General features: G+C 40.7%; 17 protein-coding genes. 4 read left to right on the top strand and 13 right to left on the bottom strand.

All coding sequences use genetic code 11. The features are described 5' to 3' along the window. Positions 1 to 43: 43 nt before the first annotated feature. The 9 genes from M2273_RS21950 to M2273_RS21910 all read right to left on the bottom strand — a co-directional run bounded on the left by M2273_RS21950 (position 44) and on the right by M2273_RS21910 (position 7,998). Positions 44 to 415 carry an NADH-quinone oxidoreductase subunit A gene (locus M2273_RS21950; protein ID WP_429399921.1) on the bottom strand — a complete coding sequence of 124 codons (372 nt, stop codon included), beginning with the start codon at positions 413 to 415 and terminating at the stop codon, positions 44 to 46. A gap of 76 nt (positions 416 to 491) precedes the next feature. Continuing rightward, positions 492 to 2,207: a tetratricopeptide repeat protein gene (locus M2273_RS21945; protein ID WP_429399920.1), complete on the bottom strand. Its 1,716-nt coding sequence runs from the start codon at positions 2,205 to 2,207 to the stop codon at positions 492 to 494. Between the two features lie 3 nt (positions 2,208 to 2,210). Further along, positions 2,211 to 3,140: a PstS family phosphate ABC transporter substrate-binding protein gene (locus tag M2273_RS21940; RefSeq protein WP_429399919.1), complete on the bottom strand. Its 930-nt coding sequence runs from the start codon at positions 3,138 to 3,140 to the stop codon at positions 2,211 to 2,213. 224 nt (positions 3,141 to 3,364) lie between these two features. Next, positions 3,365 to 4,195 (bottom strand): energy transducer TonB, encoded by an 831-nt coding sequence (locus M2273_RS21935; protein WP_429399918.1) that lies wholly within the window; start codon positions 4,193 to 4,195, stop codon positions 3,365 to 3,367. 46 nt (positions 4,196 to 4,241) lie between these two features. Then, the gene (locus M2273_RS21930; RefSeq protein ID WP_429399917.1) at positions 4,242 to 4,787 is read right to left on the bottom strand and encodes an ExbD/TolR family protein; all 546 of its coding nucleotides are present in this window, start codon (positions 4,785 to 4,787) and stop codon (positions 4,242 to 4,244) included. A gap of 6 nt (positions 4,788 to 4,793) precedes the next feature. Continuing rightward, a complete protein-coding gene (locus M2273_RS21925; protein ID WP_429399916.1) occupies positions 4,794 to 5,420 on the bottom strand; it encodes an ExbD/TolR family protein in 627 nt (208 codons plus the stop codon). A 94-nt stretch (positions 5,421 to 5,514) separates the two neighbouring features. Continuing rightward, complete coding sequence (locus M2273_RS21920) at positions 5,515 to 6,357, bottom strand: MotA/TolQ/ExbB proton channel family protein (RefSeq protein WP_429399915.1); 843 nt, start codon at positions 6,355 to 6,357, stop codon at positions 5,515 to 5,517. 413 nt (positions 6,358 to 6,770) lie between these two features. Next, positions 6,771 to 7,106 carry a translation initiation factor gene (locus M2273_RS21915; protein ID WP_429399914.1) on the bottom strand — a complete coding sequence of 112 codons (336 nt, stop codon included), beginning with the start codon at positions 7,104 to 7,106 and terminating at the stop codon, positions 6,771 to 6,773. Between the two features lie 4 nt (positions 7,107 to 7,110). After that, positions 7,111 to 7,998 (bottom strand): diacylglycerol/lipid kinase family protein, encoded by an 888-nt coding sequence (locus M2273_RS21910; protein ID WP_429399913.1) that lies wholly within the window; start codon positions 7,996 to 7,998, stop codon positions 7,111 to 7,113. 223 nt (positions 7,999 to 8,221) lie between these two features. Between M2273_RS21910 and metK the strand changes: the two genes are divergently transcribed. Continuing rightward, positions 8,222 to 9,472: a methionine adenosyltransferase gene (metK, locus tag M2273_RS21905; protein WP_429399912.1), complete on the top strand. Its 1,251-nt coding sequence runs from the start codon at positions 8,222 to 8,224 to the stop codon at positions 9,470 to 9,472. Between the two features lie 140 nt (positions 9,473 to 9,612). Beyond that, positions 9,613 to 10,509, top strand: a complete 897-nt coding sequence (locus M2273_RS21900; RefSeq protein WP_429400101.1) for an NAD(P)-dependent oxidoreductase — start codon at positions 9,613 to 9,615, stop codon at positions 10,507 to 10,509. A 92-nt stretch (positions 10,510 to 10,601) separates the two neighbouring features. Here the strand turns inward: M2273_RS21900 and fabF are convergent, their stop codons facing one another. Next, positions 10,602 to 11,846, bottom strand: coding sequence for a beta-ketoacyl-ACP synthase II (fabF, locus tag M2273_RS21895; protein ID WP_429399911.1), 1,245 nt, complete (start codon positions 11,844 to 11,846; stop codon positions 10,602 to 10,604). Positions 11,847 to 12,068: 222 nt separating this feature from the next. Between fabF and M2273_RS21890 the strand changes: the two genes are divergently transcribed. Then, positions 12,069 to 12,809: an SDR family oxidoreductase gene (locus M2273_RS21890; RefSeq protein ID WP_429399910.1), complete on the top strand. Its 741-nt coding sequence runs from the start codon at positions 12,069 to 12,071 to the stop codon at positions 12,807 to 12,809. 53 nt (positions 12,810 to 12,862) lie between these two features. Beyond that, positions 12,863 to 13,348 (top strand): N-acetyltransferase family protein, encoded by a 486-nt coding sequence (locus M2273_RS21885; protein WP_429399909.1) that lies wholly within the window; start codon positions 12,863 to 12,865, stop codon positions 13,346 to 13,348. Here M2273_RS21885 and M2273_RS21880 read toward each other — a convergent pair. Genes M2273_RS21880 through M2273_RS21870 form a run of 3 tightly spaced genes read right to left on the bottom strand, consistent with a single transcriptional unit; the run spans position 13,345 to position 15,490 of the window. Next, positions 13,345 to 13,926: a Crp/Fnr family transcriptional regulator gene (locus M2273_RS21880; RefSeq protein WP_429399908.1), complete on the bottom strand. Its 582-nt coding sequence runs from the start codon at positions 13,924 to 13,926 to the stop codon at positions 13,345 to 13,347. The two genes, M2273_RS21885 and M2273_RS21880, sit on opposite strands and share 4 nt — an antisense overlap. 29 nt (positions 13,927 to 13,955) lie before the next feature. Then, the gene (locus M2273_RS21875) at positions 13,956 to 15,059 is read right to left on the bottom strand and encodes a DNA alkylation repair protein (protein ID WP_429399907.1); all 1,104 of its coding nucleotides are present in this window, start codon (positions 15,057 to 15,059) and stop codon (positions 13,956 to 13,958) included. Continuing rightward, complete coding sequence (locus tag M2273_RS21870; protein WP_429399906.1) at positions 15,056 to 15,490, bottom strand: winged helix-turn-helix transcriptional regulator; 435 nt, start codon at positions 15,488 to 15,490, stop codon at positions 15,056 to 15,058. The genes M2273_RS21875 and M2273_RS21870 overlap by 4 nt, the downstream gene beginning before the upstream one ends. Between the last annotated feature and the right edge of the window lie 63 nt (positions 15,491 to 15,553).

The raw sequence follows: 15,553 nt of genomic DNA, 5'->3' as shown, positions 1-15,553 counted from the left end.
ACACTATGAGTATGCAGAGGGCATATTTAGAATCAATCTAAACTTAGTCCCAATCTAAAGCACCCTTTTTTATTACGTATACAAAACCTAATAAAAGTGTGCCCATAAATATGAACATTTCAATCATGCCCTCTTTACCCATCTCCCTGAAATTAACGGCCCAGGGATACATGAATATCACCTCTACATCAAAGAGCACAAACAATATGGCTACCAGGAAATATTTGATAGACATTGGTGTACGGGCATTACCTACAACCTCAATACCTGACTCAAAAGGAGTCAATTTATCCAGGGTAACACGCTTAGGACCAATTTTATGCGTTACAAACATAGTGGTTACCACAAACCCTATAGCCACCAGCATTTGAAATATGATGGGCAAATAATTAACCGGTAAACTTTGTAATTCCATGATGCAAATATACTAATGCAACTATAATAAAAAAGGCCTCTTTTTCAAGAGGCCTTAATCTGTTTAATAATTTTTATTATTTGCTTTTACCTGCACCACCTTTACGGGCAAAGTAAGCTAACACCTGTTTGTTAGTAGGGTCGGCTTCACGCGCTTTAGTGTAGTTTTCAGCGGCTTTAGCGTCATCCTTTTCCTTGAACTCATAGTAAGTTGCTAAGTAAACATAAGCTTCAGCAAGGTAAGGTTTATCTGCATCAGCAACTGGCTGTTTTGCAATTAACAGCGTGATATACTGTTCATAGTATGGTTTAGCATATCCATTGGTAGTATTCCTGCTTGGCTCTTTTAAATCATTAGCCCTGGCCTGATAAAGTGCTACCGCAGCAAGCGGAGCTGATGCCTTATGCTGTATGTAGCTAAATGCTGAATCTGCTTTTACCAATAAAGTAGTATCGGCTACTGGTTTTGGGTTAGCAGTACTATAGTATTGCAATTTAAAAGCGTTGTAATAACTTACACCTTCTTTTAAATAATCATTTAATGTTGCGGTATGTGATTTAGATATGTATACTTTATAAGCATCACCAGCTTCGGCATATTTCTTTTGAGCATATAAGCTTGAAGCAATTTCACCATAAACATCAGCCTGTGTAGTATCAAGCGTTAAGGCTTTCCTTAAAGTATTGATACCTGCAGAATCCTGACCTGATTTAACTTGTAAACGGCCCATGTACAGATAATCACGAGGAATAATACGTTTTGGGTCTGCTTTTTGGAACCAGGTGTTCATGGCTGTTAAACCTGCAGGATAATCCTTATTTTCATAAGCTGAGTAAGCCAGGTAACGATATACACGGGCATTATTACCTGCTGATTGTGATAACGCGGTTGCTTCCTGCTGCAGGGTTTTATAATCACCGGCAAGGATCAGGAAGTCGCAATAACGCATTCTTGACTCAATTGACAGATCTGTTAGGCTCAGGTATTTTTTATACTCATCTAATGCTGCCTTTATTTTAACAGAAGCCATTTTAGGATCGTTCATTGACCAACGCAGGTCTGTTTCGGCCCATTCACGATAAGCTGGTCCGTAATTAGGATCAATTGCTAAAGCGTCCTGAAATTGTTTTTCAGAATCTTCAAAGTTGTTGGCAAATCTCCACAATACACCTGTAGCAACTTTAGCACCCGGATTTTTAGGGTCGGCTGCTGTTGCATCAGAGTAGTTTTGGTAAGCCTCATTACTCTTTAATTGCGAACGGTAAGCATTACCTAATGCAATAAGTAAGTCAGCATCTTTAGGGTTTACTGCTTTACCTTTTGTTAAAACGCTTATGGCTGCATTAGCATCTGCCGGAGAAACTTTCCCGTCGGCTGTTATTGGTAATAAATAAGCCTGCCCTACATATACATAAGGTTTGGAATTTTTACCAGCCAGTGTAGTGGCCTGGTTAAAGTTGTTTGTTGCACCGGCGTTATCTTTATCTAAACGGGCAACTGCTCCTAAACCTGCATAGTTTAATGCAGATTTTGCATTTACAGCTATACCTTTATTAAAGGCAGTTTTTGCAGAATCGGTATAGTCTTGTTTAATATACACCCATCCCAAATAAAAGAAATTCTCGTCCTTGTCTGCTTGTGTAGCCGTAAGGTTTTTAAGCATCGATTTGGCTTTCTGATACTGTTCCGCGTCAATAGCTTTTTTGGCGTCAGCGAGACTCTGCGCGAAAACTGATGAACCTACTAATACCAGTCCTAATGATGCCGTGGCTATTTTACTGATCATTTTCATGTTTTAATCAAATTTATTTTTTAAACTAATCTCCCTCGTGGGTATTGAATCGGGTAACAGGCCCGATTTTAAAATTATACGTTGTCCTGTTGAGCTGGCTAAAAACGTAGCAAAGCCTGTTGCCAACCCTACCTTGCTTGAACAATTAATCATAAACAATCCCCGGCTCAGCGGATACTGTTTTAAGACAAGTGATTCCTGCGAAGGTTTAAAATATGTATTAGGATATTCCTTGTTAGCTTCATCTTTAACACCAACAACTTTAACTTTATCCACATAATCAGCATAATCTTTATCCGGATCATTTAACCAGCTAAAACCGGTTATACCCAATGCATCCGGATGCTCACTTACATATTTAATAACTTCTTTATTTGACTTAAGGGCATAAATATTTTTTTGTGTAAATCCTTTGCTTCCAGCAAAGTCCTTCAAATATCTTACCAAACTTGAATTAGGATTGTCAAAAACGATAGTTCTACTCAAGTTTCCCTGGCCGTTAAGTAGTTTTTTTAACTCATTAACAGTAATTAATGTATCATTTGAAGCAGTGTTCACAATAAGCGCTACAGCATCGGTTGCAAACCGTACAGATTCAACAACTAACTGCCTTTTGGTTAGGGCAGAATGTTCTGCTGTATCCAACTCCCGGGAAAGTATGGCTACGCGTACACTATCATTAATGAGCATATTTACAACCTCAGCCTCTGTTTTGTACAGAATAGTTGGATTAGCCGCAGGGTTTAAGCTTTTATAAATATAAAGTTCCTGGCTAATTATCGGTGAAAACGAATCATCAGCTACAAAAGTGGCGGTACCCGATTTAAAATTATTATCCGTAGAAAATTTTGTGGCTTTTTGCTTGCAGGCTTGCAAGCCAACAAGTAAAAGCAACGAAATAAATAAGAATTTACTATTTAAATTAATCTTCATACTGATCTTTCTTGAACAATCTGGAAAACCGCAGAATGGAGTAAGCAATAACAAATGCTCCAAATAGATATCGCTGGTATTTTGGTAACTGTATAGGCAACTGCTCCCAAAATGCGATCATAATGCCCAAAACGACAAAACAAACAAAGGTGACAGTGCCTAAAATAAACAAAAACCGCTTTTTGGGCGATTTTTGTTCTTTATTAAAATTAAATGGCATTATCCTAATTATCGCTTGCTAATGTAAAGCTAATTGGAACGCTGTATTGTACACGAACCGGGCGACCGTTTTGTATACCAGGTTTCCATTTTGGTGAATTTTTCAATACACGTACTGCTTCTTCATCGCAACCGCTACCGATGCCTCTTGTAACTTTGATATCAGTTAAAGAGCCGTCTCTTTCCACAACGAAGGTAACAATTACACGTCCTTGTGTTCCGTTTTCACGTGCAACAGCCGGATATCTGATAGCTTTACTTAAGTAAGCACCAAACTTATCCAAACCTCCCGGAAACTCCGGAACCTGCTCAACCGAGGTAAAGATCTGGTTAGGATCAGCCTCAACTACTTGTTTAATATCTGAGTTACCTACTGGCTCATCAATTCTGATGTCGGCATTCGGATCACCTTTCTGGTCTTTTTGCCCAGGGTCAGCAACCTGCAGTTCCTTTACGGTTGGTGGTTCTTTTTCCTTAACCTCGTTATCTGGTTTTACAACCGGAGGAGGGAAACGTACCTGGTCAACCTTTGGTTTTGGTGGTTCAGGTGGCGGTGGTGGTGGTTTTTTAGTTTGATCCACCGGTGGCGGAGGTAACAGGACTACGTCTGTTATCTTCACTTTTTGGTCTGGCTTAGGGATAAGTCCCTTTATCTTGTTGATGATAGTAGGCAAAGAGATAATAAACACAAATAGTACAATGGCTATAACAAGTGCCTTTACTGTATTTTTTGAGTTATCTCTTCTTAGTTCATAAGCCCCATAGGCTTTGTTCCGGCTACTAAAAACAACGTCGATCCATTCCTGTTTTAATATGTCTAATTTCGATCCGAACATCTTTTAGGATTTAATGGTGATTAATAACGCTATTTTGCGAAAAATATTATTTCTTATCGTTGTACAAACCGTCTTTCTGTAATAAAGCAATTTCCGCTGGCGTGATATCAACTATAGCGTAGCTTTGTACGTTGGTGATATTCATTTCATCAAGTGCTGCAACTACGTTTTTATACGTTGACTTAATACTTGGCTTTATCAAAACTATCATGGGTTTACCGGTAGATGTCATAATATCCTTGCCTTTTTCAACAAGTGTTTTACGCAAACCATCTTTTCCGTAGTTATCAATAGTAGGGGCTGATTTACCAGCCTCACCAAGATACCACTCCAGTTTATCATCGCTGCCCAACAGTAACGTTAGTGATGACGAAGCTTTAACTGCTAACTGGTCCTTTGTTTTATCATCCTTATCAGGCATTACAAGGTCCATAGCTTTTGACTTAGCCAGTGTTGTTGTCATGATAAAGAATGTGATCAATAAGAAAGCTAAATCAACCATTGCGGTTAAATCTACACGGGTCGAAGCTTTTTTACTCCGTACCTTCCCGCCCTTTTTTTTGCCTCCCCCGGAGGTGTCTAATTCTGCCATGATTCTTTATTTTTTAGGAGCAGCGCCACCGCCGCCGCCAAGATCTGTTATTAAACTAAACTTGTTGACTTTTTGCTTTTGCAAAATACCAATAACATCCTTAATAACCGGGTATTCTTCTTTACTGTCGCCTTTTATGGCTATTCGCAACTGGGTATTATGCAATGCTACAGTAGCTTTACGAGCCTCCCGGATCCAGTTAGATAACTCATTGCTTACAGAATCTCTTGGGATACCGGGCTGGTTAAGCTTTTTTTGCTGCTCAGAGGATAAAGCGATAAACTGCTTTATCTGGCTAAACGGAACACCAAATGCTGTAATGGTTGAAAACCTATTCAATTCCTCGCGCGTAAATGTAGTTTTATAAATTTCGCCCATTTGAGTTAAGGTTTGCTTACGTATATCTGTTCCCTCAACTCCAAAAAATGCCTTCTGAGAACCTACAGATATTGTAGCAAAATCAGACTCTGGCACTGGTTGCTGTATCGAAGACTTTGGTACATCGATAGGAACCGGATCTTCGGTTTTTACTTTTGCAGTTAATATAAAGAAAGTAAGCAAAAGGAAAGCCACGTCGCACATGGCGGTCATGTCAATCGCTGTACTCTTTCTTGGGACTTTTATCCTTGACATATTTAAATTTTTTAATATATATAGTGTTATTATTAACTATCCATGCCCTGTTCTCCTTGTGTATACAGGGACGAAAAACTAAGCACTTATATATTTATCTGTTGGCATTTTTATGTGATGCAGCAAATGTTTGCACAATGCTAAATCCAGTTTCGTCAATAGCGTAAGTCAGCTTATCAATTTTTGATGTAAACACATTGTACATGATAATTGAAATTGCTGAAGTACTAATACCTAATGCTGTGTTAATCAAAGCTTCAGAAATGTGTGAAGAAAGTTCAACCTGGTTAGGCACACCAGCAGTTGCTAAAGAAGAGAACGCACCGATCATACCCACAACCGTACCTAACAGACCGGTTAATGTACCGATAGATACCAATGTAGCGATGATAGTTAAGTTTTGCTCTAACATTGGCATTTCCAATGCAGTTGCTTCTTCAATATCTTTTTGGATAGCCAAAGTTTTTTGGTCAACATCTAAATTTGGTTCAGCTTCCATTTCGCCGTATTTTTTCAAAGCTGATTTAATAACGTTTGCAACTGAGCCTTTTTGTTTATCGCACTCTGCAGATGCTCCAGCAATATTACCTGCATTAAGCTGAGATTGGATCTTTCTAACAAATGCGTCAACGCTGCCTGTACCTGATGCTTTACCAATTACTACAAAACGCTCGATAGAGAAAACGATAACCATTAATAAAAACGACATGATCAAAGGTACAATCACTCCACCTTTATGAACTGTTCCGAAAATATCTGCAGGATAACCGTTTACTACGTCACCACCTTTAAAGTGGCTTGGATCGCCAAGAATGAAAATATAAATTAAGATTGCTACAATCAGACAGATTGGAATAGTTAAAGAAGCAAACATGCCCGATGCACTTGAGCTTTCTTTGTTAATAGGAGTAGTTGGTTTTGTTGGTGCGTTTGCCATTACTTTTAAATTTTAGTTTTAGTTTTTGTTTATATTATAAGTTTGTTAAATGTGCTTTTAATTAGCGAATAACAAAAATAGAATTTTAATGAAATAAAAAAATCTTTTATGTTATTCTTTACAATTTTTTAATACCAAATTACATTTTGTAACCAATTGGTCATAAATAACGTTACAAAGCATAAATATTGTGTGTTTCCACGACAATTATTTGCAATGAAAACCATTTTTTTTTAGATTATCAAGCAATCCCCAATAAAAATTATGTTATTAATCTGTTACAATAACGTTTTATACAGTGTTTATAATCCCTGCGGTGCTATACAACAGTAGTACATGATTTTTGTTTTAGTGTACATTGTACGCTTAGCCGCCACTTAATGCGGCTTTAAACGCCTGGGTAACACTAAATATTATCCGCCCGCCTTTTTTGCCTTATAACCGTCTGTTTGCAGCAGAATTAAAATTTTATCCCTAAAATCGCCCTGTATCAATATTTCGCCGTCTTTTACCGAGCCGCCAACACCACATTTTGTTTTAAGCTTTTTGCCAATAAGTTCCAGATCTGCATCTGTACCTATAAAACCGGTAATACGCGTAACCAGTTTGCCCCCGCCTTTGCGATCTAAATAAATTTTAAAGTTTTGCTGCTGCGGAGGCAGTGTTTGCGAGGCTTGACCCGCATTTTCCTGGTATTTAAAATCGGGATCAGTTGAATAAACTACGCCTGTAAAATTCTTCTTAGCCATAATATCAGTTTTTATAGGATTGGCCCACAATAACCTTTAACGAATTTGGTACTATATTAATATGTATAGCTGTACCCATTATCTGGGGCTCACCATCAAGATGTATAGGTCCATCCATTTGACGGGTTACATTAATTTGCTTGCCGCGTATAATTTCAACATAGCTGGTGCCTTCGGCTGTTTTGGTTAGCATCCTGATACCCATTTCAGGAAAGCGCCATAACGGGAACTTCCTGATCACACAAACATCAAGTAAGCCATCCTGCACCGATGCCCGCGGTGATATATGCGCATTGTTGCCATATTGCGATGAATTGGCAATACTTAACATAAAGGCCTTACGGTTATAAACCTTTCCATCAACTTCAATATGGTATTCCTGCTCGTTATAGGTTGCTATTTCCTGCATTGATGATTTTATATAGGATACAAAGCCACGCTTTTTGCCATGTGAAAAAACCTCGCTGATGTGGGCATCAAAACCCATACCCGCCATATTAAAAAATGGCTGTCCGTTCACCGTGGCCGAATCAATATTTTCAACCCGGCCGGTACTCAATGTTTTTATGGCGTGTTGCGGGTTCATGGGAATGCCTAAAAACCGCGCCAACCCATTGCCTGATCCATAAGGAACCACGCCCAGGGCTGTATTGCTCCCCACAATGGCCGATGCTATTTCATTTACAGTACCATCGCCGCCTACAGCTATCACTACATCATACTTATTCACTGCCTCCGATGCAATGATACGTGCATGCGATATGCCATCGCTAAAAACAATCGTGGAATCAAATACACCTTTATCAAGGTTTTGATCTATCAGCTCAGGTACACCGTCCTTTTTCTTGCCGCCCGATATAGGGTTTATTATAAATAACGCTTTACGTTTCAATTATATGTATTATTTCAGCCATCAAAAGTAAATCTATTTTCGGCTTTGTGAAATTTGTTTTATTTTTGCCACCCGAAAGTGGACTGATTTAATTGCCTTGAATTTACCAGGCTGGATTGCAACCACGTAAAAAAGTGCTAAAACCAATGCTTCTTTTTACTACGATCCGTTTCAAACCCACTTCTTTTTTTACATTAGTTAAATAAAATATAAAAAAAATTATATGCCATATTTATTTACCTCAGAATCCGTATCAGAAGGACATCCGGATAAAGTTGCTGACCAGATATCAGACGCGCTTATTGATCATTTTTTAGCATTTGACCCTAATTCAAAAGTTGCCTGCGAAACCCTGGTAACAACCGGGCAGGTGTTTTTAGCCGGCGAGGTAAAGTCAAAAGCCTATTTAGACGTACAAAAAATCGCCCGCGAGGTGATCAACAAAATTGGTTATACCAAAGGCGAGTATATGTTTGACGGCAGCTCATGCAGTGTGCTATCAGCTATTCACGAGCAATCACCTGATATTAACCAGGGTGTTGAACGTAAAGCCCCTGAAGAACAGGGCGCTGGAGACCAGGGGATGATGTTTGGCTATGCTACCGCCGAAACAGAAAACTATATGCCGCTGGCATTGGATATTGCTCATGCTTTATTGATAGAGCTTGCTGCCATTCGTCGCGAAAACAGCGAGATCAAATACCTGAGGCCAGATGCAAAATCGCAGGTAACACTGGAGTACAGCGATGATAACCAGCCGCAACGCATTGATGCCATCGTAATATCTACTCAGCACGATGATTTTGATGAAGAAGAAGCCATGTTGGCCAAAATCAGCTCGGATATTATCAGCATTCTGGTACCCCGTGTTAAGGCAAAATATCCAAAATACGCCCACTTTTTTAACGATCAGATCAAATATCATATTAACCCAACCGGCAAATTTGTTATAGGTGGGCCACATGGCGATACCGGTTTAACCGGCCGCAAAATAATTGTAGATACTTATGGTGGTAAAGGCGCTCACGGCGGTGGCGCTTTCTCTGGTAAAGATCCTTCAAAGGTTGACCGTTCTGCTGCATATGCTACCCGTCACATTGCTAAAAACCTGGTTGCTGCCGGCGTTTGCGATGAGGTTTTGGTACAAGTGTCATACGCTATTGGCGTGGCACAACCTATGGGTATTTATGTAAACACTTATAATTCTGCTAAAGTTAATTTACACGATGGCGAGATAGCTAAAAAGGTAGAAGAAATCTTTAACATGACCCCATACGCTATTGAAACCCGTTTTAAACTGCGCAACCCTATTTACAGCGAAACCGCGGCATATGGCCATTTTGGTAAGCCAAGTGAAGTGGTAACGAAATCATTTATTGCCCATGATGGCAGCGAGCTTAAACGCGAAGTTGAACTGTTTACCTGGGAAAAACTGGATTATGTTGATAAGGTAAAACAAGCTTTTGGTTTGTAAAATCCAACCATACTGTAATAACAAAAATAGCGGTGAGTTAATACTCACCGCTATTTTTGTTTATGCCTATATAGGCTGTAAGAAAATGACAATTGGTAAAGAAGATTTTACCAATTGGTAAGCATACTGCCAAACAGTTTGTGAAACTTTGCACAACACAAAAATTAAATAACACATCAACTATGAATACAAAAAAGATAGGATGGATAGGTCTTGGCAACATGGGTATCCCGATGTCGCAACAATTAATAAAAGCAGGATATCCCGTAACTGTTTATAATCGGAGTAAGGAAAAGGAAGCATCGTTAAAAGCGACGGGAGTTGCTATAGCATCCTCGCCAAATGAATTGATACAGCAAACCGATATTGTTTTCATCATGGTTTCCAATGATGAAGCCATTAGCGAAATATTTAATGGAGATAGCGGCTTGCTTAGCGCTAAAACTACCGGGAAGATCATTATTAACATGAGTACCGTATCGCCAGGCATCAGCAAACAAATGGCTGCTTTATGCAGGGAACAGGGTAATGATTATTTAGATGCACCCGTATCAGGCAGTGTGAAACAAGCCCAGGAGGGTCAGTTAGTGATTATGGCAGGTGGCTTACCGGAAACATTTGAGCGGGTAAAGCCACTGTTAGAAGTACTGGGCAAGCTGGCCATCCTGGTGGGCGATACAGGTGCAGGTAACAGCGCGAAGCTGGCTATTAATACCCTATTGGGTTTTCACGCGCAAGGCCTGGCCGAAACAGTGCTGTTTGCCCAGCAAAATAATATTAAAACCGAAGACATGCTCACTATTATTAATAATGGTGCCATGAGCAACGTTTTTGCAAAAATAAAAGGAGATGCTATTTTGAATGATAATTATCAGGCGGCATTTGCCTTAAAACATATTGCCAAAGACCTGCGCCTGGCCAAAGCCGAAGGATTAAACTCCCCGCTGGCACAGGCAGCTTACCAAACCTTCCAGGCCGCAGAAGCAGAACATGGCGATGAAGATATTATTGCTGTGATTAAGCAGATAAGTAAATAAGGATTTGTTATGCTACGACCAGACTTACGAAGTTTTAAAAACTTCGTAAGTCTTACGTTATGCTTCACGCGTTCAGCACGACAAAAGGCAATTTACACCTTCCCAAAAACCACAATACCGTTATGCCCGCCAAAGCCAAAGGTGTTGCTCATGGTTAAATTAACCTGGTAATCAATAGCCTCATTTAAAACAATGTTCAGGCTATGGGGTACGGCCGGGTCTAAGGTGGTGGTATTGATAGTAGGCGGAATAATACTGTCACGCATGGCAAGCAAACTGATAATAGCTTCAATAGCGCCCGCTGCACCAAGTAAATGCCCGGTCATTGATTTAGTGGCACCAATCTGGATCTTGTTTTTTTCTCCTTTAGTTAATGCCAATATTGCCTTCAGTTCAGAAAGATCACCCACATGGGTGGATGTGGCATGCATGTTTAAATAATCAACATCGGTAATAGCAGCGCCGGCTTCCTGCAGAGCCAGTTGCATGCCCTTTGCCGCACCCAAACCTTCGGGATGGGTAGAAGTCATGTGGTAGGCATCGGCTGTCATGGCCGCCCCCCTCACTTCGCCATAAATAAAGGCTCCCCTTTTTACAGCATGTTCATATTCTTCCAATACCAAAGCGCCAGCGCCTTCGCCCATCACAAAACCATCCCTGTTCACATCAAAAGGACGCGAAGCAGCCTGCGGATCATCGTTACGTGCCGACATAGCTTTCATAGAACTAAACCCGCCAAAGGATGCCGGTGTTATAGGCGCTTCTGAACCGCCTGTGATAATAATTTTTGCTTTACCCAAACGGATATAATTAAAAGCATCCATAATAGCCGTGTTTGATGTGGCACATGCCGAAACCGTTGTATAGTTGATGCCCATATAACCATTGCGGATAGAGATCATCCCCGAGGCCATATTGGTAATGAGTTTTGGCACAAAGAACGGACTGAACCGCGGATGCCCGTCGCCCTGTACATAACCGGTTACCTGCTCTTCAAAAGTTTCCATACCGCCCTGGCCCGAACCCCATATTACGCCCACATCAAATGGGTCCATGGTATTAAACTCAAACCCCGAATCTTTGATCGCCTCGTCAGATGCTACGAGCGCATATTGTGTAAAAGGATCGGTCCGTTTCAGATCTGCCCTGTCCAGAAAATCAGAAGCATTAAAGTCTTTTAGCTCACAGGCAAACTGTGTCCTGAATAAAGAGGGATCAAAATGGGTTATCCTTGCAGCGCCGCTTTTGCCTGCCACTACATTTTCCCAAAAATCCTTCACTTTATTGCCCAGTGGCGTTAATGCGCCCAGGCCTGTTACCACTACTCTTTTTAACATAGCTTAAAACTGTTAAATAAATTTGGGGCAAAAGTAATTATAAAAATACCGGATGGTATATTTATAATGTAAAATATTTTTCCCGGTTATACAACAAAAAATCACAGCATTTTTCATCTTTTTCTGCCCAAAAAACAACTCACCAAAATTCGTTTTTACCATTTGGTAAGTGGATGCGGGCCCAACGTCCGGAACTTTGTGCCATCAAAAGAAAAATATATCATGAACAATCAAAGTAATAACAGATCATTAGCAGGTAAAAGAGTAATATTATTGGGTGCCAGTTCGGGCCTTGGCCTGGCAACTGCGAAAGCAGCGGCAGCCGAGGGCGCAAAAATTGTTATCGCATCAAGCAATCAACAACGTATTGACAATGCACTGAAAGAATTGCCGCAAGGCAGCGAAGGATACGCGGTAGACTTGAGCGAAGAAAAAAACATCAAAAACTTTTTTGATCAGATCGGTTCATTCGACCACCTATTATACACCGCCGGCGAAAACTTGAACCTGAAAACCATTGCCGATACGGATATAGAAACGGCTCGTACTTTTTTTAACCTCCGTTACTGGAGCGCGTTTGCAGCCGTTAAATATGGCGCACCGCACATAAACCAGGGGGGCTCCATTTCTTTAACCAGTGGTACAGCAAGCGCCCGCCCCGGAGCAGGCTGGTCAGTAGCGTCAAGTATTTGTGGTGCTATGGAGGGTTTTGTGAGGGCAATGGCCGTTGAATTGGCCCCGATAAGAGTAAATAGTGTGGTACCGGGAGTGATCAAAACCAACCTGTGGAATAGTATGCCCGAAGCTGATCGTGACGGTTTGTATAAATCCATCAGCGATTCTTTATTGGTTAAACGTGTAGGCGAGGCTGAAGATGTTGCAGAAACATTTTTATACCTCATGAAACAACAGTTTGGAACCGGCCAAAATATTATAGTTGATGGTGGTACCGTGCTGGTTTAAGTATGGTATAAGTATATTTGCCTGCTATACTTAAAAACAGCACATTATAATACATGATCATCAGAGCAGCTACAATAAACGACCTTGACGGTGTTTGGGAAATTTTTGAAAAAGTTATAAAATCAGGCGATACCTATGCTTTTGATCCCAATACCCCTCAAGAAGACCTGTCCAAACTTTGGTTTGCACCAACCATGAACGTTTACGTTGCAGAAGAAGATCATAAAATACTGGGCACCTATTTTATTAAACCTAACCAGGTTGGTTTAGGTGCCCATATTGCTAACTGTGGTTACATGGTACATCCCGAAACCCGGGGCAGGGGATTAGGAAAGCAATTGTGTGAACACTCTTTACTTATAGCTAAAGAAATGGGTTACAAAGGCATACAATTTAACTTTGTGGTAAGTACCAATACAACCGCGGTAAAGCTTTGGGAAAAATTGGGGTTCAGCATCATCGGCACTATCCCTAATGGATTTAATCACCAGCAACTGGGTTATGTGGATGCCTATATCATGTTCAGGGCGATAGATTAATAATCCCGGCTAATATTTTTACGGATGCGGCTAAGGGATTGAGGGGTTATGCCCAGGTAGCTGGCTATATCTTTCAAAGGCACGCGCAGGGCAATATCAGGTTGCTGCATAATAAACAGCTTATATTGATTTTCGGCATCCTCGCCCAGGTAGCTATTCCTTACCCGCACCTTTTCAATCAGGTGCTGCTGATTTATTTTATCAATGATCTCCTTCATGTAAGGCAACCGCTCATATAACGCTAACAGTTTACTTTTAGTGATCACCAATACCTCGGCATCGCAGGCAGCTTGTATACCCGGATCGGTTGGCGTTGCGTCATTAAAGCTTTGCAGTATGGTACATATCTGGTTTTCTTTGTAAAAAAAGTGCGTAATATCAATGCCTTTGTCGTTGTTGGTTACAATACGCAGCACACCTTTACATACAAAAAACATCTCGGTGCAAACCCGGTGGCCGCTAAACAAAAAATCGCCTTCCTTAAAAAACCTGTGTTCAAAATAGGCAGCAATTATTGCTTCATCCTCTGCTGAGATATACCTCAAAAGCCTCAAAAAATCAATAAGCGGATTGATCATAACTATAAACTCTACACCAACAAAAAATATCAGTCAAATATATTAAAGGTTTTTACTTCCTTTTCCTCTCCATTAATGATTATCGAAAGCTGATGTTTACCGCTATAAAATTTACGGGTGGTGATCAGTTTAAATGATTGTTTCCGGTTGATATCCGCCTTTTCGCCCGGCTGGTAAACCCTCTCGCTTATCTTAAACACTTTTTTGGCCAGTTGCCCATTGGCTTTGTTATAATAAACGCCATACTCCAACCTAACTGTTTGTGCTGCCGAATGATCATTGCTCACCGAAAAAGCAAACTCCAGGCCATCCCCTATTTTAACATTGGGTGTTAAAACCTCAAAACCGTTCATGGTTACGTTTTTACTCTCCAAACCATAATGATCCAATACTTCGGCATGACCTTTTTTTAACAGGGTGCGGCAACCGTGTTTAATAATAGCATCTGTTTCTTTACTTATGCCCTGCCAACTGCGGGCAATGATCATCATTACTGCCGGATGATCTTTTGAAATATCGTTCAGATTATTGGCCACGCTCCTTCTTACCCATTCAGACGGATCATTTTTCAGTCTCTCTAAAATAACCAATACAGGCGAAGGATCTTTTTTAAGTGCGGGTATGGCCATGGCCCAGGGTAGTCGTGGCCGGCTCCCCTCGCTTGCAAAACGCCTTACCTTATAATTTTCGTGTAATGCCCATGCCTGCATCTGCGTTATCATCTTATCACCATACTTCAACAAAAATGGCCTTACCGCGAATTCGCAACTTACAAACTGGGTAACAAACTCCAGCGCTTTAACCGAATGCTCAAAATGATCCAGACCGTACACCTCTATATAGTCAGGTAAAAACATCATGGCCAGGCTATCTTCACCAAACTGCTGTTTGCGCAGGCGGGTGATGAGTTTCTCCATAACAGTTACGGCAGCTGGGAAATCCGCAGGCATAAACTCATGCAGCACGGTGGCGTTATGTCGCATCCGTTCCTTTAACGCCATGTTTTCAAACCCATCGGTAAAAGTAAGCGCCATAAAACGTTGCTTGTTAAATGTTGGGATCACCTCCAAAAGCACTGCGGCAAACCTGTCGTAAAACCCAACAGAGTAAATATCCTTTAATAAACTGCTCATCTGCTGATCGATCTTACTTTAGCCTCTGTTTGTATCAGTTCCGGGTGGGTTTTGCTGATCATTTTTTGCAGTTGATCGCGATTTGCATCACCCCATTCGCCCATGAGCGCTATTACCGGCAACAGGCTTTCGCCAAATGCGGTAAGGCTATACTCAACTTTGGGAGGCAATTGAGGGTAAATTTTTTTAGTAACGAGCTCGTGTTTTTCCAATTGATGCAGCTGCATATTCAATACCCGGCGCGTTGCCTCCGGTATTTCGCGATGCAATTCGCTTGGCCGCTTTTTACCTTTTGAAATGTAATATAGCAGATGGATTTTCCATTTGCCGTACAGCACTTCCCTTATCAGGTCGAGGCCGCAATACTGATCAATCTGGATCTTTTTTTCGTACATAAAACAAAGGTAGGGCATTCCAATTAAATAGACCATAGGGATAAATTTATCCCTATCTGAATCCTTATTCCCTTATTGCAGGGGCAATTAGCCTGAACG

The organism is Mucilaginibacter lappiensis, from assembly GCF_050433765.1.
In the GTDB taxonomy this organism is placed as follows: Bacteria; Bacteroidota; Bacteroidia; order Sphingobacteriales; family Sphingobacteriaceae; genus Mucilaginibacter; species Mucilaginibacter lappiensis_A.
Note: the sequence above shows the minus strand (reverse complement) of the source record. Positions and strands in the feature narration are given on the sequence as shown.